This is a genomic window from Brachybacterium epidermidis, assembly GCF_015209585.1.
Lineage (GTDB): Bacteria > Actinomycetota > Actinomycetes > Actinomycetales > Dermabacteraceae > Brachybacterium > Brachybacterium epidermidis.
Window position 1 is genome coordinate 48,892 of record NZ_JADEYR010000014.1, and the last position, 23,829, is coordinate 72,720.

The 23,829-nt window shown below is 70.9% G+C and carries 21 protein-coding genes, 1 tRNA gene and 2 pseudogenes; 14 read left to right on the forward strand and 10 right to left on the reverse strand.

The window, feature by feature from the left end:
• Positions 1-77 precede the first annotated feature (77 nt).
• Complete coding sequence (locus IOE58_RS11575) at positions 78-1,013, forward strand: hypothetical protein (protein ID WP_193866533.1); 936 nt, start codon at positions 78-80, stop codon at positions 1,011-1,013.
• Positions 1,014-1,071: 58 nt separating this feature from the next.
• Here the strand turns inward: IOE58_RS11575 and IOE58_RS11580 are convergent, their stop codons facing one another.
• The 4 genes from IOE58_RS11580 to IOE58_RS11595 all read right to left on the reverse strand — a co-directional run bounded on the left by IOE58_RS11580 (position 1,072) and on the right by IOE58_RS11595 (position 5,007).
• Positions 1,072-1,896 (reverse strand): endonuclease/exonuclease/phosphatase family protein, encoded by an 825-nt coding sequence (locus IOE58_RS11580; protein WP_193866534.1) that lies wholly within the window; start codon positions 1,894-1,896, stop codon positions 1,072-1,074.
• A gap of 205 nt (positions 1,897-2,101) precedes the next feature.
• Positions 2,102-3,739, reverse strand: a complete 1,638-nt coding sequence (groL, locus tag IOE58_RS11585) for a chaperonin GroEL (RefSeq protein ID WP_193866535.1) — start codon at positions 3,737-3,739, stop codon at positions 2,102-2,104.
• Positions 3,740-4,042: 303 nt separating this feature from the next.
• The gene (locus IOE58_RS14815) at positions 4,043-4,651 is read right to left on the reverse strand and encodes a LytR C-terminal domain-containing protein (protein ID WP_193866536.1); all 609 of its coding nucleotides are present in this window, start codon (positions 4,649-4,651) and stop codon (positions 4,043-4,045) included.
• A 50-nt stretch (positions 4,652-4,701) separates the two neighbouring features.
• Complete coding sequence (locus tag IOE58_RS11595) at positions 4,702-5,007, reverse strand: DUF3263 domain-containing protein (protein WP_193866537.1); 306 nt, start codon at positions 5,005-5,007, stop codon at positions 4,702-4,704.
• Between the two features lie 111 nt (positions 5,008-5,118).
• On the opposite strand from IOE58_RS11595, the pseudogene IOE58_RS11600 reads away from it, so the two are divergent.
• Positions 5,119-5,789 (forward strand): annotated as a pseudogene (locus tag IOE58_RS11600) (uracil-DNA glycosylase); the annotation flags it as partial.
• 37 nt (positions 5,790-5,826) lie between these two features.
• Here the strand turns inward: IOE58_RS11600 and IOE58_RS11605 are convergent.
• Positions 5,827-6,474, reverse strand: coding sequence for a potassium channel family protein (locus tag IOE58_RS11605; protein ID WP_193866538.1), 648 nt, complete (start codon positions 6,472-6,474; stop codon positions 5,827-5,829).
• A gap of 64 nt (positions 6,475-6,538) precedes the next feature.
• Positions 6,539-7,879, reverse strand: coding sequence for a TrkH family potassium uptake protein (locus tag IOE58_RS11610; RefSeq protein ID WP_348981967.1), 1,341 nt, complete (start codon positions 7,877-7,879; stop codon positions 6,539-6,541).
• Between the two features lie 89 nt (positions 7,880-7,968).
• Between IOE58_RS11610 and treS the strand changes: the two genes are divergently transcribed.
• From treS to IOE58_RS11645, 8 genes and pseudogenes are all read left to right on the forward strand, one after another.
• Positions 7,969-9,765, forward strand: coding sequence for a maltose alpha-D-glucosyltransferase (gene treS / locus IOE58_RS11615; RefSeq protein ID WP_193866539.1), 1,797 nt, complete (start codon positions 7,969-7,971; stop codon positions 9,763-9,765).
• Positions 9,766-9,887: 122 nt separating this feature from the next.
• Entirely contained in the window at positions 9,888-10,997 is a 1,110-nt protein-coding gene (locus IOE58_RS11620) for a polyprenyl synthetase family protein (RefSeq protein WP_193866540.1), read from the forward strand.
• The gene (locus tag IOE58_RS11625; protein WP_193866541.1) at positions 10,994-11,932 is read left to right on the forward strand and encodes a squalene/phytoene synthase family protein; all 939 of its coding nucleotides are present in this window, start codon (positions 10,994-10,996) and stop codon (positions 11,930-11,932) included. The genes IOE58_RS11620 and IOE58_RS11625 overlap by 4 nt, the downstream gene beginning before the upstream one ends.
• Positions 11,887-11,982, forward strand: a pseudogene (locus IOE58_RS14890) (hypothetical protein); the annotation flags it as partial. The gene IOE58_RS11625 and the pseudogene IOE58_RS14890, both read left to right, overlap by 46 nt.
• A 6-nt stretch (positions 11,983-11,988) precedes the next feature.
• The gene (gene crtI, locus IOE58_RS11630) at positions 11,989-13,533 is read left to right on the forward strand and encodes a phytoene desaturase family protein (RefSeq protein WP_431831705.1); all 1,545 of its coding nucleotides are present in this window, start codon (positions 11,989-11,991) and stop codon (positions 13,531-13,533) included.
• Positions 13,530-13,922 (forward strand): lycopene cyclase domain-containing protein, encoded by a 393-nt coding sequence (locus tag IOE58_RS11635; RefSeq protein ID WP_311199678.1) that lies wholly within the window; start codon positions 13,530-13,532, stop codon positions 13,920-13,922. Before crtI ends, IOE58_RS11635 begins: the two co-directional genes overlap by 4 nt.
• Positions 13,919-14,305: a lycopene cyclase domain-containing protein gene (locus IOE58_RS11640; RefSeq protein ID WP_193866543.1), complete on the forward strand. Its 387-nt coding sequence runs from the start codon at positions 13,919-13,921 to the stop codon at positions 14,303-14,305. The genes IOE58_RS11635 and IOE58_RS11640 overlap by 4 nt, the downstream gene beginning before the upstream one ends.
• The gene (locus IOE58_RS11645; protein ID WP_193866544.1) at positions 14,302-15,186 is read left to right on the forward strand and encodes a prenyltransferase; all 885 of its coding nucleotides are present in this window, start codon (positions 14,302-14,304) and stop codon (positions 15,184-15,186) included. Before IOE58_RS11640 ends, IOE58_RS11645 begins: the two co-directional genes overlap by 4 nt.
• Here the strand turns inward: IOE58_RS11645 and idi are convergent, their stop codons facing one another.
• The 4 genes from idi to IOE58_RS11665 all read right to left on the reverse strand — a co-directional run bounded on the left by idi (position 15,187) and on the right by IOE58_RS11665 (position 19,182).
• Positions 15,187-15,789 carry an isopentenyl-diphosphate Delta-isomerase gene (idi, locus tag IOE58_RS11650; RefSeq protein ID WP_193866545.1) on the reverse strand — a complete coding sequence of 201 codons (603 nt, stop codon included), beginning with the start codon at positions 15,787-15,789 and terminating at the stop codon, positions 15,187-15,189.
• A gap of 171 nt (positions 15,790-15,960) precedes the next feature.
• Positions 15,961-16,032, reverse strand: a tRNA-Thr gene (locus tag IOE58_RS11655).
• Between the two features lie 51 nt (positions 16,033-16,083).
• On the reverse strand, positions 16,084-16,917 hold the full coding sequence (locus tag IOE58_RS11660; protein WP_193866546.1) for a DsbA family protein: 834 nt from the start codon (positions 16,915-16,917) through the stop codon (positions 16,084-16,086).
• A 117-nt stretch (positions 16,918-17,034) separates the two neighbouring features.
• On the reverse strand, positions 17,035-19,182 hold the full coding sequence (locus IOE58_RS11665) for a serine/threonine-protein kinase (RefSeq protein WP_228019864.1): 2,148 nt from the start codon (positions 19,180-19,182) through the stop codon (positions 17,035-17,037).
• A gap of 280 nt (positions 19,183-19,462) precedes the next feature.
• On the opposite strand from IOE58_RS11665, the gene IOE58_RS11670 reads away from it, so the two are divergent.
• The 4 genes from IOE58_RS11670 to IOE58_RS11685 all read left to right on the forward strand — a co-directional run bounded on the left by IOE58_RS11670 (position 19,463) and on the right by IOE58_RS11685 (position 23,787).
• Positions 19,463-19,690 carry a heavy-metal-associated domain-containing protein gene (locus IOE58_RS11670; RefSeq protein WP_193866548.1) on the forward strand — a complete coding sequence of 76 codons (228 nt, stop codon included), beginning with the start codon at positions 19,463-19,465 and terminating at the stop codon, positions 19,688-19,690.
• Between the two features lie 144 nt (positions 19,691-19,834).
• Positions 19,835-20,512: an AIM24 family protein gene (locus IOE58_RS11675; RefSeq protein ID WP_193866549.1), complete on the forward strand. Its 678-nt coding sequence runs from the start codon at positions 19,835-19,837 to the stop codon at positions 20,510-20,512.
• Positions 20,513-20,579: 67 nt separating this feature from the next.
• Positions 20,580-22,829 carry a circularly permuted type 2 ATP-grasp protein gene (locus IOE58_RS11680; RefSeq protein WP_193866550.1) on the forward strand — a complete coding sequence of 750 codons (2,250 nt, stop codon included), beginning with the start codon at positions 20,580-20,582 and terminating at the stop codon, positions 22,827-22,829.
• The gene (locus IOE58_RS11685; protein ID WP_193866551.1) at positions 22,822-23,787 is read left to right on the forward strand and encodes a transglutaminase family protein; all 966 of its coding nucleotides are present in this window, start codon (positions 22,822-22,824) and stop codon (positions 23,785-23,787) included. Before IOE58_RS11680 ends, IOE58_RS11685 begins: the two co-directional genes overlap by 8 nt.
• Positions 23,788-23,829 lie beyond the last annotated feature (42 nt).

A 23,829-nucleotide genomic window follows, 5' to 3' on the forward strand; every position in this document is an offset into this window, starting at 1 on the left:
GCCGGACGGATACGCTGGGCCGCACTGATTGTGACGCCCCTCACTGCGGGGCGCTCACCCTGAGGAGGAGGACCACGATGACTCAGCCCACCAACGACGGCCGCAGCGGCCCCCTGCCCCCCGCAGGCATGCGCCATGCCGATGCCGACCGCGAGCTCCGCGAGGACCTCGACGGCCGCGACCCCGACAGCCGTGATGCCGACGGTCGCCGCGCCGGTGACCGCGACCTGCTGGGCCGTGAGGACGACCGCCTCGACGGCCGCTCCTCGGCGGAGCGCGACGAGGCGGAGCGGTACGGACAGGACCGTGACACCTCACCCCGCGCCGATCGGGACCGGGACCTCGACGATCGCGATCTCGGCGACCGCGACCGCGACGGTCGCGATCGCGGTGACGTCGAGCGCGGTGTGGACCGCGATGCGACCATCGATCCTGACTACGACGTCGAGGACGATCCCAACGTGATCTCCCTGGCCGAGCAGGAGGGGTCCAGGAACGAGGACGGCTCCGCGAGCCGCCAGCGCCAGGCCGAGGAGCGCCTGGCCGAGGGCTACGAGACGGATCGTGATCGGGACGGCGACGGGGATCGCGACCGAGACCACCGCGATGACGACGGCCTGCTCGACCGCGACCGTGATCGCCGCGACGGCGGGGTGCTGGACCGCGACGCCGACGGCAGCCGTCGTGACGACGGCGGCGTCCTGGGTCGGGACGACGACCACCACGACAAGGACGGCCTGCTCGACCGCGACCGGGATCGTCGTGACGGCGGACTGCTCGACGACGACCGTCGGGACGGCGGCCTCGGCGGCGTGGACTCGCGCGGGGGCGCCCATCGCGCCGACGGCCCTGCCAGGGACGGCAACCCCGGCCCTGACGACGGCCTGCTGGGCAGCGACCGCGACACCCGCCGGGATGATGGCCTGGGTCGCGACGGCGACGTACCGCGCAGCGATCCGCGCCGCGAGGACGGCCTGATGGACGGCAACGATCACGGCGAGACCCTTCGCTGAGACCTCGCATGCCCTTTCGAGGGCCCTGCACCGCCCGGTGCAGGGCCCTCGGCCCGTCTCAGGCCGAGGGAGCCACCTCCACGATCGCCTGCACACCGGCGTGGTCGCTCGCATGCACCCCGTCGATCACGTGGTCGTGGGCGGCATAGGCGTGAACCCCCAGCCCACGGGCCATGATCCAGTCGATGCGCTGCCCGCCGGGCACCGCGGGACCGTAGTCGGTGTAGGTGCCGATGTCCTCGCCGGCGATGTGCTCGGCCGCGTCATGCGTGTCGACGAACCCGGCATCCCTCAGGCGTCGCCAAGGGACGGAGTCCCCCGCGGGGGCGTTGAAGTCCCCGATCAGCACGATCGGTGCCGCATCCCCGGCCACCTCGCGCAGCTTGTTGGCGATGAGCCCGGCACTCTCCGCTCGCGCCAGTTCCCCGGCGTGATCCAGGTGCGTCACGGCCAGCACCAGCTCTGCATCCGCAGCATGGTCCCGCACGCGGGCCCACACCGCGACGCGGGTGATGTGGGCGTCCCAGCCCACCGATCCGATGGTCGCCGGGGTCGGGGATAGCCAGAACTGGTCCCAGTCCTGCACCTCGAAGCGGTCCCGCCGCAGGTGGAGCAGGCAGTGCTCACCTCGCGCCCCGCCCTCGCGACCGAACCCCAGACGCAGGTGCGTGGAGCCCAGCGCCTCCTCGAGCACCGGGAGCTGGGGCCAGGTCACCTCCTGGGTGCCCACGACGTCGGCATCGGCACGACGCAGAAGATCGCGCAGCACCGGAGCCCGGTCGCCCCAGTGATCCGCCTGGCCCGGAGCCGTCTGCGGATGCTGCATGCGGATGTTCTGGGTGAGCACGGACAGGGCAGCGGCGTGAGGCGATGCAAGGAGCATGCCTCCAGCATGCCCGACGCCGGTTCCGCAACGCACGCGGACGGCATCGCACGCGGTCTGCATCGCACGCGGTCGGCACTGCGGCATCCGCTCGTGCACGGCGCCGGCCGAGGAGCACCCACAGGCAGCGAAAAACCCCGGCTCCCTTCCGGGAACCGGGGCTTCTCGCGGTCGCTCGGGCGAGGCGATCAGCCGCGGGGGCTGATCACATCATGCCGCCCATGCCTCCCATGCCGCCCATGTCGTCGCCACCGGCGGGAGCCTTGACGGGCTCCGGCTTGTCGGCCACGACGGCCTCGGTGGTGAGGAACAGGCCGGCGATGGAGGCGGCGTTCTGCAGAGCGGAGCGGGTGACCTTCACCGGGTCGAGGATGCCGGCAGCCAGCAGGTCCTCGTACTCGCCGGTGGCGGCGTTCAGGCCCTCGCCCACGGGCAGGCTCTTGACCTTCTCGGCCACGACGCCGCCCTCGAGACCGGCGTTGATCGCGATCTGCTTGAGGGGGGCCTCCACGGCCACCTTCACGATGTTGGCACCGGTGGCCTCGTCACCCTCGAGGGTGAGCTTGTCGAAGGTGTCCTTGCCGGCCTGCAGCAGGGCCACGCCGCCACCGGCGACGACACCCTCCTCCACAGCAGCCTTGGCGTTGCGCACGGCATCCTCGATGCGGTGCTTGCGCTCCTTCAGCTCCACCTCGGTGGCGGCACCGGCCTTGATGACGGCCACGCCGCCGGCCAGCTTCGCCAGGCGCTCCTGGAGCTTCTCGCGGTCGTAGTCGGAGTCCGAACCCTCGATCTGGGTGCGGATCTGCTTGACCCGACCGGCGATGCGCTCGGCATCGCCCGCGCCCTCGACGATGGTGGTCTCGTCCTTGGTGACGACGACCTTGCGGGCCTGGCCCAGCAGCTCGAGACCGGCGGTCTCCAGCTTGAGGCCGACCTCCTCGGAGATAACCTGGCCACCGGTGAGGATGGCCATGTCCTCCAGCATCGCCTTGCGGCGGTCGCCGAAGCCGGGGGCCTTGACGGCCACGGACTTGAAGGAGCCGCGCAGCTTGTTGACCACCAGCACCGCCAGGGCCTCGCCCTCGACGTCCTCGGCGATGATCGCCAGCGGCTTGCCGGACTGGATGACCTTCTCCAGCAGCGGCAGCAGGTCCTTGACGGTGGAGATCTTCGAGCTGATCAGCAGGATGTACGGATCCTCGAGCACGGTCTCCTGGCGCTCGGCGTCGGTGACGAAGTAGGGCGAGATGTAGCCCTTGTCGAACCGCATGCCCTCGGTGAGCTCCAGCTCGAGGCCCATGGTGTTGGACTCCTCGACCGTGATCACACCCTCCTTGCCGACCTTGTCCAGCGCCTCGGCGATGAGCTCGCCGATGGCCGGGTCGGCCGCGGAGATGGCGGCGGTGTTTGCGATCTGCTCCTTGGTGTCGACCTCCTTGGCCTGCGACAGCAGGGTCTCGGAGACGGCCGCGACGGCCTTGTCGATGCCGCGCTTCAGAGCGATGGGGTTGGCGCCGGCGGCGACGTTGCGCAGGCCCTCCTTGACCAGGGCCTGGGCCAGGACGGTGGCGGTGGTGGTGCCGTCGCCCGCGATGTCGTCGGTCTTCTTGGCGACCTCCTTGACGAGCTCCGCGCCGATCTTCTCGTACGGGTCGTCGAGTTCGATCTCCTTGGCGATGGAGACGCCGTCGTTGGTGATGGTGGGGGCGCCCCAGGACTTCTCGAGCACGACGTTGCGGCCCTTGGGGCCGAGGGTGACCTTGACGGCGTCAGCGAGCTGGTTCATTCCCCGCTCGAGACCGCGCCGGGCCTCCTCGTCGTAAGAGATGAGCTTGGCCATGTGTGGAATCTCTCCCGTGTGGTGTGGTGTCCACCCGACCCTGTGCCCGCGACGGACGAGACCCGCAGCCGTGTTCATGTCCCACGGCCCCGGGCCCCTCACGGGGCCGGAATGTTCGTGGTCGGCGGGCGCGAGCGCCCCCGATCAGGCCTTCGCCGGCCGCGGATCCGTGCCTCGGGAGGCGCTGTCACTCACGGCCGGTGAGTGCCAGCTCATCATAAGCACTCTCGACCCGAGAGTGCTAACTCTCGACCCAGGGCCGAGGCCGGCACATCGGGGAACAGTCGATCAGCGACCGCTCGATCAGCCGTCGTTCCCGCCCTCACCCTCCTGGCCTCCGCTTCCCGGCTCGGTCACGGCGACGAAGGTGATGCGCGATTCGTACTCGTCGCTCTGTCGGGCCTCACCGGCACCGACCTCCTGGGCCAGGGCCTGGGCGGTCTCGGCATCGGCCTCGTCGCGGTAGAACACCACCGGTTCCTGCTGCACGTTGTCGGCGGTGCCGATGCTCACCTGCTCCCAGCCGGAGCCCTCGAGGGAGTCGCGCCAGGCGCCGGCCATCCCATTGATGCCGCCGGCGTTGATGACCATCACCGGGATGGAGCGATCGGGTTCGGGGGCCGGGGCCTCCTCCTCGCCCTCGGCGCCCTCCTCCTCCGCAGGAGCCTCCTCGGTGGTCTCCGATGCGGCGGGCGAGGTGGGGTCGCTCGCGCGGTCGTCGCCGTCCCTGCCCATGCCTCCGATCAGGAACAGCAGCACCAGCAGCGTCACGAAGGCCGCCGCGATGATGACGAGGTAGATGAGGTTCTGACGCCAGAACGGCTCCTCGGCGCGGTGCGCACCGTGGAACGTCGCGGCATCGGCCTCGTCGTCGAATCGATCGGGCGGGTACGGGTACTGGGTATCGGCCACGGGCCTATTAAACCCGTTCGGACCGGCAGGGGGTGGGAGCACACGCCTGCTCAGGCCACCCTGTGGTCCGGAGCTGCGGTGGAGAGGTCGTCGGCCGAGGTGCGCCGGTCCCGCAGGCGGTTCACCAGGGCAGGGGCGGCGCGCAGTGCTGCCGGGTCGTCCAGCAGGGCGTTCAGCCGCACGTAGTAGGCGGTGCGGGACATGGCCAGCTGCTCGCGGATCACGCGCTCCTTGGTGCCCACGAAGCGGAAGGTGCGCGACTCCAGTTCGAGGATGCGCCGGTCCCGCTCGGACAGCTCCTCCCCTGCGCCCTCAGGGCGGGACGGGTGATCGGAGTGCGCATCGGCGGGGGGCATGGGTGGAGCGTACGCGGGCGGCGGCTCGCTCCCGCAGCGGCGCGCCGGGCCTCGTCGAACCCCGTGGTGGGACACGCATCACCGCTCCGGCCAGCATGGAACACTGTCGCCATGCCGAAGCCGCTCGCCCAGATCATCGCTCCCGACTGGGCCGAGGCCCTCTCCCCCGCCGAGCAGCGGATCCATGCCCTAGGTGACTTCCTGCGCGAGGAGGCCGCCTCCGGTCGCGGGTACCTGCCCCAAGGCGAGCACGTGCTGAGGGCCTTCACCCGTCCTCTCGCCGAGGTGAAGGTGCTGATCGTGGGGCAGGACCCGTACCCCACTCCCGGGCATCCCATCGGGCTCTCGTTCGCCGTCGAGGAGCACGTGCGTCCCCTGCCCCGCAGCCTTGCGAACATCTACTCCGAGCTGCAGGCGGATCTGGGCATCCCGCCCGCCGCGCACGGTGACCTCACCGCCTGGCAGGAGCAGGGGGTGCTGCTGCTGAACCGGGTGCTCACCGTGAGGCCCGGCTCCCCCGGGTCGCACCGCCGGCGCGGCTGGGAGGAGATCACCGAGCTCGCGATCCGTGCACTGGTGGCCCGCGGCGGGCCCCTGGTGGCGCTGCTGTGGGGAAGGACGCCCAGTCCCTGGTGCCGATGCTGGGAGCGGTCCCCTACGTCGCGAGCCCCCCCCCAAGCCCCCTGTCGGCCTCCCGCGGGTTCTTCGGTTCCAGGCCGTTCTCGCGGGTCAACGAACTGCTGGCCCAGCAGGGCGGCCAGCAGATCGACTGGCAGATTCCGCCGACCGACAGCGGCACGGCAAGCACGGACCGCGACCTCAGTCCAAGCGGCCGAAGCGCTCCAGGTTCGCCTCCTGCCCGGCGACGATCAACTGATCACCTGGGTTGAACGTGGTCTGCAGGGAGACGTACTCCCAGTCCCGCCCGGCCGGGCAGCGGGCGATCAGGCGCACATCGAAGCGTTCCGCGATGCGGGCATCGGCCGCGGTGCGGTGCAGCAGACGGTTGGGGACGGGGAACAGGCCCATGGCGAACCCCCGCCCGTAGGTCACCCATTCCTCGGCCCGATCCGCGATCCGGTGCGCGACCCGTTGCCCGGTCTCATGCTGGGGTTTGATCACGTGGGCCACCCCGAGCTGGTCGAGGATCTGCGCGTGGTCGGCCGATTCGGCCTTCGCCCAGAGGTCCTCGACTCCTGCCCGCAGGAGGTGGGAGCACGCCAGCACGCTGGCTTCCAGGCGGCCGCCGACCGCGACGACCACCCGGTCGGCATCGCGCACCCCGAGCTGGGAGTGCACCTCTTCGCGGGTGATGTCCGCCCGCACCACATGGGTGAGACGCCCGTCGTGGTCCTGCACCACGGTCTCATCCTGGTCGACCCCCAGGACTTCGACCCCCAGGCGCGTCAGTTCGACCGCGAGAGCGGAGCCGAACCGGCCAAGCCCCAGCACCACGACACTGCGCACATGGTGCTCCTCATCCTTCGGATCGCGGCGGGACAGCAGGGTTCGATGGGCCGATGGCGTTCGATTAGCCAATGAGGGGTCGCTCCTTCGGTGGTTCGTACAGCAGGGGCCGAGGCCGTAGTGCCAGGGCGGTGCCCAGGGAGATGGGGCCCACCCGCCCCACGAACATGAGCAGGGCGAGGATCAGGCAGGACGCATCGCTGAGCTGCGGGGTGATCCCGGTGGACAGGCCGGTGGTGGAGATCGCCGAGGCCACCTCGAACAGCACCCGGTCGAGGGGGTGGTCCTCCAGGGCCATCAGCGCGGCGGTGGCCCCCAGCAGCATGATCGACATCAGCCCCACCACGGTCACCACCTGCCGGTTCACCCCCTGCGGGAGCCTCTTGCCAAAGGCGATGACGTGGCTGTCGCCGCGCAGTTCGCTGCGGATGGTGAGCACCAGGATCAGCACCGTGGTGATCTTCAGACCGCCGGCGGTCCCGGCGGGGCCACCGCCGATGAGCATGAGGATGACGGTGCTCAACCAGGTCTCCTCCCGCATCGCGCCCACGTCCACCGAGTTGAACCCGGCCGTGCGGCTGAACACCGAGTGCAGCAGGGCGTTGAGCACCTTCTGCGGCCAGTCCATCGGCCCGAGGGTGCCGGGGTTGGAGTGCTCGGTCAGCAGTGTGGTCACCAGCCCGGCCAGCAGCAGGATAGGGGTGCCGGTGAGCACGAGTTTCGTGGTCAGCGTCCAGTGCCGGGGGCCGTGCCGTCGTCGCAGCAATTCGGCGATCACGGGGAAGCCGAGCCCCCCGGCCACCACGGCCGCGGCGAGCGTCAGCGCCACCAGGGGATCGTCGGCATACCGGATCAGACTGTCACTGTGCGGGGAGAACCCGGCGTTGTTGAACGCGGAGACCGCGTGGAAGACGGCACTGCCCGCCGCTGGCAGCACGGGAAGCCCGTCACGCAGGGCGAAGGCGGTGAACAGGATCGCGGCCACCACCAGTTCGATGAGGAGGGAGGTGACCACGATGCCTCGCACCACCGCGCCCGCGTCGCCCAGTTCGGCATGGATCTCCTTGCCCGCGGTCACCCGTGCGCGCAGGCCCAACCGACGCATCGTCACCAGTCCCAGGAGAGTGGCCAGGGTCATCACCCCGGTTCCCCCGATCTGGATCAGCAGCAGGATCACCACCTGCCCGAAGGTCGTCCAATGGGCGGGGTCCAGCACCACCAGGCCCGTCACCGACATCGCCGAGACCGCCGTGAACAAGCTGTCCACCAGACCGGTCCAGGTTCCATCAGCGGAAGAGACCGGGAGCATCAGAAGAGCGGTCCCGCCCATCAGTACGGCCCCGGCCCCGGCGACCGCGATGCGGGCGGGGGAACTGCCGGGCCTTGCGAGAACCGCGTGTGGCACGGCCTGAACCTACCACCGGACGGGGCCGCCGCCCACCACCGCCTCCACTACGCTGGGGCCTGCCGCGCAGACGATCGAAGGAGCAGGCTATGGCCCTGAACGCCACCCAGTTCTCGCCGCAGGGACCGGGCGTCGACTACGACCCCCACTGGTACCGAAAGGCCGTGTTCTACGAGGTGCTGGTGCGCGCCTTCGCGGACGGCAACGGCGATGGCACCGGTGATTTCAGCGGCCTGATCGATCGCCTCGACTACCTGCAGTGGCTGGGCATCGACTGCCTGTGGCTGCCGCCGTTCTTCGCCTCCCCCCTGCGCGACGGCGGGTACGACATCTCCGACTACGAGGCCGTGCTGCCCGAGTTCGGCTCGATCACGGACTTCGAGCGCCTGGTCTCCGAGGCGCACCGTCGCGGGATCCGCGTGATCATCGACCTGCCGCTGAACCACACCTCCGACAAGCACCCCTGGTTCCTGGAGTCACGCTCGGACCCGGAGGGCCCCTTCGGCGACTTCTACGTGTGGTCCGACACCGATGAGAAGTACCAGGAAGCGCGGATCATCTTCGTGGACACCGAGGAGTCGAACTGGACCTTCGACCCGGTGCGCCGCCAGTTCTTCTGGCACCGCTTCTTCTCCCACCAGCCGGATCTCAACTTCGAGAACCCCAAGGTGCGCGAGGCCGTGCTCGACGTGGTGCGCTTCTGGCTGGACAAGGGGATCGACGGGTTCCGCGCCGACGCCATCCCCTACCTGTTCGAGGAGGAGGGGACCGACGGGGAGAACCTGCCGGCCACCCACGACTTCCTGGCGGAGCTGCGGGCGTTCGTGGACGAGCACTGGCCGGGCAAGGTGATCATCGCCGAGGCCAACCAGTGGCCCCAGGACGTGGTGGAGTACTTCGGTACCGAGGACCGGCCCGAGTGCCACATGTGCTTCCACTTCCCGGTGATGCCGCGCATCTTCTACGCGCTGCGGGAGGGCTCGGCCCGCCACATCATCGACATCATGGCCGACACCCCGGAGATCCCCCCCGGCGCTCAGTGGGGCACGTTCCTGCGCAATCACGACGAGCTCACCCTGGAGATGGTCTCCCCCGAGGACCGCTCGGCGATGCTCGGCTGGTACGCCCCCGATTCGCGCATGCGGGCCAACATCGGCATCCGTCGCCGCCTGGCGCCGCTGCTGGACAACTCCCGCTCCGAGCTGGAGCTGATCCACGCCCTGCTGCTGTCCCTGCCCGGCTCCCCCTTCCTCTACTACGGTGACGAGATCGGCATGGGGGACAACATCTGGCTGGAGGACCGCGATGCGGTGCGCACGCCGATGCAGTGGACCCCGGACCGCAACGCCGGGTTCAGCGAGATCACCGATCCGGGCAAGCTGTACCTGCCGGTGATCCAGTCGCTGGTGTACCACTACTCCACCACCAACGTGGAGGCGGAGATGGCCCACTCCGGCTCGCTGCTGCACTTCGTGCGGTGGATGCTGGCGGTGCGGCGGGAGCACGAGGCCTTCGGCATGGGTGCCTACCGGAACATTCCCGCGGACTCGGACCGGGTGCTGGCCTTCACCCGCACCTACGACGGCGCCGAGTACGGCGAGGAGGCGGACTCCCACGCCGAGACCCTGCTGTGCGTGTTCAACCTGTCCTCGCAGCCGGTGACCGCGACCCTCGATCGGGGCGGCCTTGCCCGCCGCACTGTGCGCGACCTGTTCGGAGGCCATGAGTTCCCTGCCGTGAGCGAGGACGGCACCCTCACGATCATGCTGGGCTCGCACGGCTACTACTGGCTGAAGGTGCGACCGCTCTCCCCCGAGGGTGAGCCGATGACCACCACCACCGCCATGCCGGTGATCAGTGACGAGGACGCCACCAACGCCATCTGAACGCAGCACCCGGTAGAGCTGCTTGCCTGCTCAGAACAGTGCGCTGCGAGCTGGAGGGAGGCGCCTCCCGCGCCTGGGAGGAGCCTCGGTGGCCTCCGCCCGGCATATGGTTGACTAACCCAGTGAACTATCTGGGCCTCGACGCCATCGACCTGGCAGCAGTGGATTCCACCCTGGAGCGGTTCGTGCGCACACAGCAGGACTGCGGCCAGGGAGCCGGCGATCACGGGCGTTCCCTGTGGGAAGAGGTCCTCACCCACACGCGCAGTGGGAAGCGCCTGCGCTCACGCCTGGTGGTGCTGGCCGCGCACGTCGGTGAGCGCGGGCCGTCTGCTGCGACGGCCGATGCGGTGGCCGCGGTCGCCGCCGTGTACGGGCTGCTGCACGCGGCGTTCATCCTGCACGACGACGTGATCGACCGCGACGACATGCGCTACGGGCGTCCCTCCCTGCACGCCTCGCACGCCGCGGGCGCGCGTTCGCGCGGAATGTCCGGAGAGTCAGCCATCCACCGGGGGTACTCCCGCAGCATCCTGGCCGGCGATCTGGCCCTGGCCGCCGCGTACCGTCTGCTGCTGGCCGGCACGGCTGAGGTGCAGGCCCCCGAGCGGGAGCAGCTCCAGCGGATCCTGCACGACACGGTGGTGACCACCACCCTGGGCGAGCTGCTGGACGTGGAGCTGGCCCTCGCTCCGGCAGGTGGCGATGCCGGCCCCGCCGACCTGCGCAGCGAGGCGCTGCGCACCGCCGAGCTGAAGACCGCCGTGTACACGTTCCAGGCACCGCTGATGTCCGGTGCTCTGCTGGCGGGTCTTGAGACCGAGCAGGTCCAGGCCGTCGGGCGGATCGGCACCCAGCTGGGCATGGCCTACCAGCTCGAGGACGACGTGCAGGGAGTGTTCGGCGACCAGGAGAGCACCGGCAAACCCGTGGGCGGTGACCTTCGTGAGGGCAAGCACACCTACCTCATGGCCTCCGCACTGATGTCTCCTCGAGCGGCGGAGGTGCGCGAGCTGCTGGCCCGCTCGGCCGTCGCCACCGATGCAGATCTGGCCGGCATCACCGTGTCCATGCGGGAGCTGCTCACACGGTGCGGGGCCCTGGATGCGACGAGCGAGCAGATCCGGCGGCACGCCCATCAGGCACAGCAGCACATCGGACCGGCGCAGCTCCCCGATCCACTGGGCAGCACACTGCGCCGCCTCGCCGAGGAGATCGGAGCGCCCAGGTGATCCAGCAGCCTCCCGTGCCCCATCCCCAGGCGGCCCTCGACGCCCGCGCATACACCGCTGCGGCCGTGCGTGCGGCGGCCCGGGGGATCGATGCGTACTCCACCAGCTTCGGCTCCTCCACCCGGCTGCTGGGCACCCCGGTGCGGGGCCGGGTGCGGTCCGTCTACGCACTGGTGCGGGTGGCCGATGAGATCGTCGACGGCGCCGCCGAGGGGTGCGGTCTGGAACCGGATGCCATCGCCGCAGCACTGGATGACTACGAGACGCGCACCGAACAGGCACTGGCCAGCGGGTTCAGCAGCGATCTGGTGGTGCACGCCTTCGCTCGCACCGCCCGCGCCTGCGGCATCGGCTCTGAACTGACCCGCCCGTTCTTCGCCTCCATGCGCGCGGACCTCACCGTCAGCGAGCACGATCCCTCCTCCTTCGAGCAGTACGTGTACGGCAGCGCGGAGGTGGTGGGGCTCATGTGCCTGCACGTGTTCACCACCGACCGCTCCCCCGTGCCCGTCGCCCCTTCCTCGGCGCTGCTCGAGGGCGCCCGACGCCTCGGCGCGGCCTTCCAGAAGGTGAACTTCCTGCGGGATCTGCGGGCAGACGCGGTGGGTCGCGGACGCAGCTACTTCCCCGGAGTGGACCCGGCCACCCTCACCGACCAGCAGAAGGATGAGCTGCTGATCGACATCCAGGCGGACCTCGCCGCAGCCCGGGAGGCGATCGTGCTGCTGCCGGATTCCAGTCGCACCGCGGTGCGCGCGGTCCACGACCTGTTCGCCGCTCTCACCGACCGCCTGGCCGCGACCGACGCCGAGGAGCTGCGGACGGGGCGGGTGCGCATCCCCGACGCCCAGAAGGCCGCGATCATCGCGCGGGCCGCTCTGCAGGAGCGGGGCCGTGGCCTGCGAGCGCGCAGGCCCGACGGGAGGAATCGCTGATGGCACGGGTGATCGTGATCGGTGCGGGGATCGCAGGGCTCGCCACCGCGGCCCTGCTGGCGCGGGACGGCCACCGGGTGACGGTGCTCGAAGCCCGGGATCAGCTGGGCGGTCGGGCCGGCCGCCTCAGGCGAGAGGACTTCGTGTTCGACACCGGGCCGTCCTGGTACCTGATGCCGGAGTGCTTCGAGCACTTCTTCGAGCTCCTGGGGGAGCGCATCGAGGACCACCTGGAGCTGGTGGACCTCGATCCGGCGTACCGGGTGTACGGCGAGGGGCACGCCGAGCCGCTGGACGTGCGCTCGGACCGGGCCGCGGCGGTGGCACTGTTCGAGCAGGTCGAGCCCGGGGCGGGCAGGCGCCTGGAGCGGTACCTGGACTCCGCGCGGCACACCTATGAGCTGGCCACCCGGTCCTTCCTGTACACCACCTTCTCGGGGGGGCCGCTGGGCACCGCCCTGCGCTCCCTACCGCATCTGCCGAAGCTGGGCCGGCTGCTGCTGGAGTCCCTGCACTCCCTGGTGAGCCGTACGGTCCAGGACACCCGGCTGCGGCAGATCCTGGGCTACCCGGCGGTGTTCCTGGCGGCCACGCCGCGCACCGCGCCCAGCCTGTACCACCTGATGAGCGCGATGGACCTGGAGGACGGTGTGAAGTACCCCCAAGGGGGGTTCCACCGCATCATCGAGGTGATCGCCGACCTCGCCCGTGCCGAAGGGGCCCAGATCCGCACCGGCGCGGAGGTCACCGCCATCCGCACCACCGCACCGCGCGGGCTGCCGGGCCTCAGTCGCGCCCGCGCCACCGGAGTCACGGTGCGCACCGCCGCCGGCATCGAGCAGATCGATGCGGACGTGGTGGTCTCCGCCGCGGATCTGCACCACACCGAGACCCGTCTGCTCCCGCAGGAGCTGGCCACCTATCCGCAGCGGTACTGGGATGGCCGCACCAGCGGACCCGGTGCCGTGCTGGCGCTGCTGGGTGTGGAGGGCGAGCTCCCCCAGCTGACCCACCACACGCTGCTGTTCACGAAGGACTGGGATCGCAACTTCGCACAGATCGGGGCCGCGCAGCCCACGGTCCCGGATCCGGCCAGCATCTACGTGTGCCGCAGCTCCGCGACCGACCCCACCAGCGCCCCGGCCGGCAGCGAGAACCTGTTCGTGCTGATCCCCGTCTCCCCCGATGCTCCCACCGGCCGCGGTCTGGGCCGCGGCGGGGCCGACGGCAAAGGCGATGCCGACGTGGAGAGGGCCGTGGACCAGGCGATCGCGCAGATCAGCGACTGGGCCGGGGTGCCGGACCTGGCCGATCGGATCGTGGTGCGGCACAGCGTGGGACCCGGCGACTTCGCGGCTGACCTGCACTCCTGGCGCGGCAACGCACTGGGCCCTGCGCACACGCTGCGGCAGTCCGCCTTCCTGCGCGGCGCCAACCGCTCCCGCCATGTTCCGAACCTGCTGTACGCCGGCGGCACCACGGTTCCCGGGGTCGGTCTGCCGATGTGCCTGATCAGCGCGGAGAACGTGCTCAAGCGCCTGCGGGGCGACCGCAGCGACGGCCCGCTGCCGCCGTCGGCCCTGCCGCGGATCGCGCCATGATGGAGTTCGTGACCTCCTGGGCCTACCTCGCGGCGATCATCGCCTCCAGCGGCTGCATGCTGCTGCTGGACCACCGCTTCCGGCTGTACCTGTTCCGTGACCGGCGGCGCGCGCTGAGAGTGCAGGCGGCCGGGGTGGGGCTGCTGCTGGTGTGGGACCTGGTGTGCATCGCGCTCGGGGTGTTCGCGCGCGGCGAGGGCCCGTACCTCAGCGGCTACGAGATCGTGCCGCACCTGACGATCGAGGAGCCGTTCTTCCTGTGGTTCCTCTGCCATCTGACGATGGTGGTGGCCACGGGTGCCGATCGTCTGCTCTGCGCCCGTGCGGGCGGCAGGGATGGAGCGGCTGCCTCCGGCGCCGGCAGCGCAGGACGGACCGGAGCGGCATGACCTACCTGTACGTGAACCTGGTGGTGATGGCGGTGGCGGCCGTGGCCTCGGCCCTGGCCCTCTCGCACGTGCAGCGGCGGCGCAGACGACGTGTCCTGCTGACCTCGCTGATCGCCTTCACCGTGGTGGCGGTGCTCACCGCGGTGTTCGACACGATCATGATCGCGGTGGGGCTGTTCACCTACGCCCAGGAGCACCTGATCGGATGGCGCATCGGCCTGGCACCCATCGAGGACTTCTCCTACGTGCTGGTGGTGGCCCTGCTGCTGCCCGCGCTGTGGGCGTTCCTGCGCCGGGACCGTGATCGAACAGGCCCTTCCCGCGCAGAACCGGCCGGGCATGAGCGAGAAGATCGTGACCCAGCAGAAGGAGGCCTGCGATGAGCGCTCCGGCCCGCAGCAGCAGCCTGCTCTCGTCCCTGCTGCACACCTCACGCCCGCTGTCCTGGGTGAACACGGCCTACCCGTTCGCAGCGGCCATGCTGCTGACCACCGGACGCATCGACCTGCCGCTGGTGATCGGCACGCTGTTCTTCCTGATCCCCTACAACCTGGCGATGTACGGGATCAACGATGTGTTCGACTACGAGTCCGATCTGCTGAACCCCCGCAAGGGTGGCGTGGAGGGCGCGGTGGTGGACCGCAGTCACCATCGGATGATCCTGATGGCCTGCATCGTCGCCTGCGTGCCTTTCCTCGTCTACCTGTACGCGGTGGGGACGATCGCCTCCGCGGTGGCGCTCACGGTCACCATGGTCGCGGTCGTGGCGTACAGCGCCAAGGGCCTGCGCTTCAAGGAGGTGCCGTTCCTGGACTCGGCCACCTCAGCCACCCATTTCGTGGGCCCGGCCGTGGTGGGTGCCCTGCTGCCGGACGGCCGCCTGAGTGCCTCGGCAGTGCTGGTGCTGGCGGCGTTCTTCTCCTGGTCGATGGCCAGCCAGGCCTTCGGGGCGGTGCAGGACGTGACCGCCGACCGGGCCGCCGGCCTGGGGTCGATCGCCACGGTGCTGGGTGCGCGGGCGACGGTGCTGGTGTCCATGGGGCTCTACGCCCTGGCCGCGGTGCTGCTGGTGCTTCCGTGGGAGCTGTTCTCCCTGGGAGCGGTGCTGATGCTGCCGTACATCGCCAACATCTGGCCGTTCCGCGCCCTGCCCGATGAGCGCGCGGAGAGGGCCAACGCCGGCTGGCGGCGCTTCCTGTGGCTGAACTACCTCACGGGTTTCCTGGTGACCATGCTGATCATCGCCCAGGTGCGGTGGAACTGATCAGCCGGCCGCACCTGCCCTGAGCGCCTCCCGCGCGCGATCGTCGGCGATGTGCAGGGCGAGCCACGGGCTGACCACGAAGGGCGCAGCCTGCACCGCAGCGACCAGGTCCTCCCCAGGCAGCCAGCGCTGCTCGGCGACCTCCTCGGGGTTGGGCGCCGGCAACTGCTCCGGCTCCACCCGAAGTCGCACCACGAACACGGGGCAGATCTCATTCTCCACCACCCCGCTGGCATCGACCGCGCGGTAGCGGAACTCCGGCAGGAGCGGCTCGGGCTCCCCCAGCCACGTCGGATCGATGCACAGCTCCTGGGCGGCACGCCGGCGGATCGCATCGGCGGTGGACTCCCCGGGTGCCGGGTGCCCGCACAGCGAGTTCGTCCACACCCCCGGCCAGGTCTTCTTCGACAGGGCGCGGCGGGTCAGCAGCACCCGGCCGTCATCCGCCATCAGGTGCACGGAGAAGGCCAGGTGAAGCGGGGTCCGATCGGTGTGCACCTCGGATTTCAGCTCCGTACCCACCGCGGTGCCGTCCTCGTCCAGCAACACCACTCGCTCCGCCCCGCCGGCATCGGCAGTCTGGTCGTCGGTGCTCTCGGGCATCACAGCGGCTCCTGACTTCGCTGACTGGGTCAGCCGAACTGTAGGCCACCGTACTGGGAACGTCGGGGCTCACACGCACCCGCCGGCAGCACCTCACGCGACCCCTGCGTCCTGCAGTGCTCGTGCTGCGGCCACGGTGATGGCCCTGCCGTAGGCCAGAGCCGTTCTCAGAGCTGGAGACGGGAATCGAACCCGCAACCGCCTGTTTACAAGACAGGTGCGCTACCGTTGCGCCACTCCAGCGGGATGGGGCCGGTCGATCACAACCGGCCCCGACATGCTACCGGGGCCAGGTCAGCCCTGGCCGCCATCGGAGGCACCGCCACCGTCGGAGGCGCCACCACCGTCGGACGGGGCGGGCGCGCCGCCGCCCGCGGCCCGCACGGCCTCGAGCAGGGCGCCGGGGGTGGACCAGTCCTGGAACTCGGTGCCGTCGATCTCCACGTAGGGAGTGCCGGAGGTCTTCTCCTGGGCGTAGCCGTTCGCCGTCTGGCGCACCCAGCCCTGGTAGGTGCGGCCGTCGATGCAGCTCTGAACGCTGTCGGAGGCACCGGCCTGCTGCGCGAACTCCCACATCTCCTCGTTGCTCAGGCCCGCGGTGCCCTGCGTGGGCTGATTGTCGAACATGGCCTGCTGGAAGGCGAGGGCGTTGTCGGGGTCGTCCTCGTACACGCACACCAGTGCGTTGGCCGAGCGGGTGGAGAAGTCACCGGAGCTGGAGGAGCGGTCCAAGATGCGACGGGGCACCAGGTGAACGGTCGCCTCCTCCTTCTCGACGATGGTCTGCACGTCCGCGCCGTTGACCTCCTCGAAGGTGCCGCAGTGGGGGCACATGAAGTCCAGGTGGACCTCCAGCACCGGCTTGCCGGAATCGCTGGGGGCGCCCAGGGTCAGGTACCCCTGGCCCTCGGGGATTCCCTGCGGCGTCGCCACCGGACCCTCGGGCTGCAGCGAGCGGTAGATGAGGTATCCGGCTCCGGCCAGGAGCACGAGAGCGGCGATGGTGATCACGGCGATGACCACGGTGCGCACGGTGCGCTGCCGGCGCAGCTCGGCCTGGCGCTGCTTGCGGATGGCTTCCCGCTGCGCCTCACGGCGGCTCTGCGCTGACTTCGACGACGAGGCCATGTTCTCTCCTCACCCCCGGGTGGGGCGCTGCGGATGGACGGGACGGGGGCGAGTGTAACCCTCGCAGGTCAACGTCCGAGGGCCGGGACCACGCTCCGGGTATGCCCGGAAGGTCGCTCAGCGGCGCCAGACGGCGATGTCCTCGAGTCTGGGGCCCGCGCCGAAGGGGAAGTAGTCCACCGCCCCGCCGCGCGCAAGGATCGTCGTGACCACCGCGACCACCAGCAGCAGCAGGAGCACGGCCAGCACTGCCGACCACACCCGGTCCGGGCCGGCGGCGTCCACCATGCGATGCGCACCCGCGCGGGTGGTGCGACTGCCGATCCCCACCCAGGTGATGAGCAGGGTCACTGCCATCGCGGTCGCGAAGGCAATGCCGTCGGGCGGTGGGGCGGCGCGCAGCACGGTCCAGGCTGCGTCCACGGCGATGCCCACCAGCAGGCCCAGCAGCAGCGGGAGCAGCGCTTGGAGCGCGATCTCGACCAGGGACAGCAGCATCCGCAGGGGGGCAGCAGCCCCCACGGCCCACTGAGCGCCCGATCCCGCGGCGCCGCGGAGGCGTCGCTGCGCGAGGGCCTGATGGGACCGCTCCCATGTGCGGGCCAGGGTTCCCAGCACCAGCAGCAGCACCAGCGAGATGTAGGGGGCCACGGCGGCCAGGCCGATCAGCAGCAGGTGCCCGGTCCACACCAGCAGGGGCCGGCGCGGCGGCGGGGCGGGGGCCGGCCAGGGGCCGTACGGGGTCATCTGCCCGGGCATGGCGCCAGGCGCGGCCCACTCGGGCGCCGGGGGCACCTGGGCAGGGGCTTGCACTACCGGGGCATGACTGCGCATCTGCGGTGCAGGCGCGACCTGGGGGCTGCGCTGCACCGGGTACCCCCCGCCGTTCACCGGAGGCTGCGCATGCTGCGGCACCACGGGCATCTGCCGGGTCGGGGTGCCCATCACCGGCAGCACCTCGGTGGCCGGCCCGCGGTCCGGGATCGGCTCCGTTCGAGGCCCCGTGGCGGAGGAATGGTCCACCACCGGCAGCGCGGCGGTGGGCGAGTCGATCGGTTCGAGAACCTGGGTGTCGTCCGTCCCGGCGGGGATCACCTGCGTGCGGTGGAGCGATGGCGGCCCCTCAACCGCAGGGAGCGCCTCGGTCACTCCCTCCGGGGGTGCGTGGCGATCGGCCTCCTGCGCGACTGTGGGCGCCCCGTCCTCGGGGGCGGGCACACCCCCCACGACGGCAGCGGTCTCACCCCCCGGCGCGTCGGCCCCGCGCCCGGCGCTGCCGCCTGCCTCGGTGCCAGGCGGCACCGCGCCGGCTCCAGCGACAGGCAGCGCTGCTGTGCGCCCGCCGGCCTCGAAGACCTCCGTGGGACCGGGGTCGTCGTAGTGGGTGAGGTCGAGATCGGCGAGCTGCTCAAGCAGCTCCTCGGGGCTGGGCCGCTGCTCCGGATCCGCCTGCAGTGCACTGCGCAGCCACCGTGCCAGTTCCGCGGGTGCGCCCTCGACGTCGATCTCGCCGCGCTCGGCGCGCAGGAACACCAGGTCCGCGCGGCCACCCCCGTACGGTTCGCGGCCTGTGGCCGCGAAGGCCAGCAGGGCGGCCCACGCCCACCAGTCACCTGCCTCCCCGGTGTGGTTGGTGCGCACCACCTCGGGATCGAGGTAGGCGGCGGTGCCCATCACGAGGCCGGTGGAGGTCAAGCGCGACTCCTCGGCGGCGATGGCGATGCCGAAGTCGATGATCACCGGGTCCAGCCGGTGCCCGTCGGGGTCGAAGCCGTCCAGGTCCTCGTCGGTGGCGCCGCGCAGCAGCACATTGCTCGGCTTGAGGTCACGGTGCACCACACCGGCGGCATGGATGTCCCGCAGGGTCTCCCCCATCACCAGGCCCAGTTCTCGCACGGCCTCGGGGTGCAGCCCGCCCCGGCTGCGCACGGCGTCCTCGAGGGTGGGCCCCGGGATGAACTCGGTGACCACGAAGGCGTCCCCGGAGTCGAGCTCGGCATCGAGGATCCGCACGATGTTGTCGTTGCGCACCCGCTGCTGGGCTGCCACCTCTCGGGCCAGGCGCTCCCGGGCACGCGGATCATCGGAGATCTCGTGGCGCAGGAGCTTGACCGCGACGTCGTTGCCGTCGGCGTCCCGGCCCCGGTAGACGATCCCCATGCCCCCGGCGCCGATGCGTCCCTGGATCTCGTAGCCGGAGTCCTCAGCGAGCGCGACGAGCCGCGGATCGCGGGGCGCCGGGCGACGAGGGCGGGGATCGACCATGGTGGCCATGCTACGAGGCGGGTGCTGCGGCCGGGGTCCCGCTGAGCTCGTTCCGGCGTTCCCCCACTTCACCTGCACGGCTCCTGCACAGCGGCAAGCCATACCCGAGCGATACCCCTGAGGGGTATAGGATCGCATCGAGGGGCTGGTTCCCGCCCCGGCCCAGCGGTGGGCTCTGGCCCGCCCGAGGGGCGCGTCCCGGCCCAGCCAAAGGGCGCGCCCCGGCCTCACCGGGGAACCAGCGCCCCCACCCCACCGACGCGAGACGAAGGAGCACGACATGAGCACCTCCACCTACGGACTGACCGGCCTGACCTGCGGCCACTGCGTGAACGCGGTGACGGAGGAGGTCTCCGCGATCGAGGGCGTCTCCGACGTGACGGTCGACCTGGTCACCGGAGGCACCTCCACCCTCACGCTGACGACTGACCGCGAGGTGTCCAAGGACGCCCTCGCGGCCGCGGTCGACGAGGCCGGCGACTACCAGCTCACCGACGCCCCCGCCTGAGGCGGGTTCGGGCACGGCCGCCCCTCGACCCCGCCTCCCGCACGTGAGACGATGCGCGCGCGGAGCCGCACAGCCTCGGCGCCGCGGCGCCGCGCGGCGTCGACACGCACCCGGGCACGGCCCGGCCGGCACGAAGGGGGAACCATGCGCTCGAACCTGTTCGACGCCTCGAACCAGGAGAAGCAGACCAACGACCGCTGGACGCTGCAGTCCTCGAAGATGCTGCGGTGCGCCCTGCACCCGCAGGCACCCGAGATCATCTCCGCGGCCGGCGCCATGGTCGCCTACCAGGGGCAGATGGACTTCTCGTACCAGGGCTCCGGCGGCGGCATGAAACTGCTGAAGAAGATGGTCAGCGGGGAGGGCGCCAACATGATGCGCACCCGCGGCCACGGCGAGGTGTTCTACGCCCGCCAGGCCCACGAGATCTTCCTGATCCAGCTCGAGGGCGATGCCCTCACCCTGAACACCAAGAACCTCCTGGCCTTCGACAGCACCATCCAGTGGGACATCCGTGCCCTCGGCGGCGGCGGGATGATGGCCGGCGGTCTGTTCAACCTGTTCCTGCAGGGGCAGGGCATGGTGGCGGTGACCTCCGACGGCCCACCGATGCTGCTGGACTGCTCGCGCCAGCCCACGTACGTGGACCCGCAGGCAGCCGTGTGCTGGTCGGCGAACCTGCAGCCCCAGATCAAGAACGACTTCAAGATGGGCTCCCTGATCGGGCGCGGTTCGGGTGAGTCGTTCCAGCTGGCCTTCCACGGCCCCGGCTTCGTGGTGGTCCAGCCCTCCGAGGGCATTCCGGTCGTCGCTGCTTCCTGAGCCCCGAGGCGACCGGCGGGTCAGCCACGAGCCGCCGGTCGCCATCACTGCCGCCTACGATGAACCGGTGAGCTCCTCCACCCCCCGCTCGCTCGAGGTCGAACTCGATGCCCTGGGTCCCACCGCTCTGCGCAAGGCATCCTCCGATGCCGGCGCCATGTTCGCGGCCGACGTCTCCGGTGCGGCCCCCGGGATGATCGACCCCCTGCCGATGGTGGTCACCGCTTCCGACTGGGAGCACCTGGCGGGCGGTCTGGTGCAGCGTGCACGCCTGATGGACGCGCTGTACGCGGACCTCTACGGCCCCCGCACCGTGTTCGGCTCCGATGTGGCACCCACCGCGCAGCTGCTCAACGACCCGGCATACCTGCGCACCGCCGTGGGCATCCCCGCCCGCGGGTCCCACAGCCTGTTCGCCCTCACCTGCACCGTGGGCCGCGCGGCCGACGGCGAGTGGAAGGTGATCCGCGACGAGATCGACGTCCCGCACGGGGCGGGCGCCGCCCTGGAGATGCGCCGGGTGCTGTCCCGCTGCGCCCCAGGCCTGTACCGCTCCACCGAGCTGCGCCGCCTGCACCCCTTCTTCGATCGGATCCGCGCTGCGCTGGACCATCGCGGGCGCACTGACGGCGGCGCGGGCCGGGCCGTGGTGCTGATGGGGCAGGAGGAGAATCCCTTGCGGGCCTTCGACCACCACTGGTTCGCGAACCTCCTGGGCGCCCCCGTGGTCTCCGCCACCGACCTGCGCACCGGTGCCGGGTCGCTCACCCTGCGCGTACCCGGCGTGCAGGCCGATCCGGCCGAGGCCGTGGACACCCTGATCCGTCTGGCCCCCTCCGGGCAGGTGGACCCCTTGGACCTGGGCCCCACTCCCCTGCGCGGTGTGACGGGACTGGTGGAGGCTGCACGCAACGGCGACGTCGAGGTGCTCAATCCGCTGGGGGCCGGGCTGCTGGAGAACCCCGCACTGCGCAGCGCCCTGCCCGACCTGTGCCGGCAGATGCTCCATGAGGACCTGGTGCTCCGCTCCGCCTCCGAGGAGAACGGCACCGCCTGGTCCCCCGTGCTGTCCTTGGACCCGAGCGGCGCGGTGGAGCCCGTCGAACGACCCGTCACCCTGCAGCTGATGGTCCTGGCCGGGCACGACGGGTACGAGGTGCTGCCCGGCGGCGTGGCCACCACCGTGGACGATGCCCCGCCCGCGGTGAAGGACGTATGGGTACTGGTGCCGGAGTCCGACAGCGCCGGCGCAGCCGCACCGGCATCCCCCACCACCGTCAGCCGCTCGGTGCTGCCTGCGTACCCCGCGATGACCCGCTCGATCGGCTCGGACCTGTTCTGGTTCGGCCGCTACCTGGAGCGGGTGGACCTGACCGCGCGCCTGCTGCGCACCATGCTGGACACCACCAACGATCTCGGCTCCGAGCGCGGCAGCAGTGCGCGCACCGCGCTGTCGGTGCTGCTGAGGGCCATCACGGACGTCACCACCACCTTCCCCGGCTTCCACCGGATCGACCTGCAGGACGCCGAGGAGGTGCACACCGAGATCGCCTCCCTGCTGACCGCGGTGGACCGACCCGGCTCCCTCGCGCAGTCGTTCTCGGCTCTCGCCCACACCACCCGCACCCTGCGGGACCTGGTCTCCGATGACATCTGGCCGGTGATCGCGCGCATGCGGGCGCGGATCCGCTCCCTGTCCCGCATGGAGTCCCAGCCGCTGGAGCCTGCCCTCACCGACATCATCGACGGCTGCCTCACCCTCTCCGGTGCCGTCACCGACTCGATGCCGCGCAACATCGGGTGGGACCTCACCGAGACCGGCCGCCGCATCGAGCGCACCCTGGGGCTGCTGGCACTGCTGCGCGCCAGCCTGGGCCACCGCAGGCCGGGAGCATCCGAGGCGCGCATCACCCAGGCGGTCGCGGTGATCACCGAGTCCGGAGCCTCCTACCGGCGCTACTACCATGCCGCGGTCCAGCCGGAGCTGCTGCTGGAGCTGCTGCTGGCCGACGCCACCCTGCCGCGCTCGCTCGCCTTCCAGCTGGAGCGCCTGGGTGCCGGCCTGGACCGCCTGCCCGAGCCCCCGCCCTCGCCCGAGCTGCGGGCGCCTCTGAGCGCACTGCGCACCCGCGTCGGCGGCTGGACGCCCCGCGACCTGCTGCGCCCGGTCGGCGATCCCGCCGACGACGCTCCCACCGTGCTGCTGGACGAAGCCAGCTCCGCGATCTCCTCGCTGCGCGAACTGGCCGGTGCGCTCGAGGACGTCTACTTCCGGCCCACCGAGTCCACCGCCCCCTGGGGGTTCGACGATGTCTGAGCAGCTGCCCCCGGTCCCGCTGCGCCTGGACGACCACAGCGCGGTGAAGGCCGTCGACTACTCCGTGCACCACCTGACCTCGTACACCTACGCCAAGCCCGTCAGCCGCAACTACGGCCGCGCGCACGTGGAGCCCCGGGCCACCCCCTACCAGCGAGTGCTCTCCCACGAGGTCTCCGTGGACCCTGCTCCCGCCCGGCTCAGCACGCACACCGACTTCTACGGCAACTCCTCGACCTACCTGCTGGTGGATGAGCACCACGATCACCTGGAGGTGCACTCCCGGGCACGGGTCTCCGTGGCCGAGCGGCGCTACCCCAGCGAGACCATGTCCCGCCCGTTCGAGAGCTGCCGCCCGGAGAACTGGGGCCCGCTGATGCCGGCGGCCAGCATCGACTTCACCCAGCCGTCGCCCCGGATCCGCACCGGTGGGGCAGTCGAGGAGATCGCCTCCGAGGTGTTCGTCCCCGAGCGCCCCACCGGCGAGTGCCTGGCCCACCTCACCGCGCTGATCCACACCGACTTCACCTATGACTCCGGGGCCACCACGGTGACCTCGACCCTGGAGGAGGTGCTCAGCGCCCGGCACGGCGTGTGCCAGGACTTCGCCCACGTGGGCGTGGCGGTGGCACGGTCCGCCGGGCTGGCCGCCCGGTACGTCTCGGGCTACCTGCGCACCGCGCGCAGTACCGACGGGGCGCTCGGCACCCAGCCGGACGGCGAGATGGTGGGCTCGGCCGCCTCCCACGCCTGGCTGAGCGTGCTGGTGCCCGGGACGGGCTGGGTGGACATCGATCCCACCAACCGCACCTTCGTCGATCAGCGCTTCGTGACCACCGCCTGGGGACGCGACTACACCGATGTGCCCCCGCTCAAGGGGATCGTGGTGGGTCCGCCCGGAGCCACCAGCACGCTGTCGGTCGCGGTGGGTGTGGTACCGGTGAGCACACAGGGCTGACAGGGTTCCCTCGCTCACGCAGGGCCCGCACAGCGCACCCGA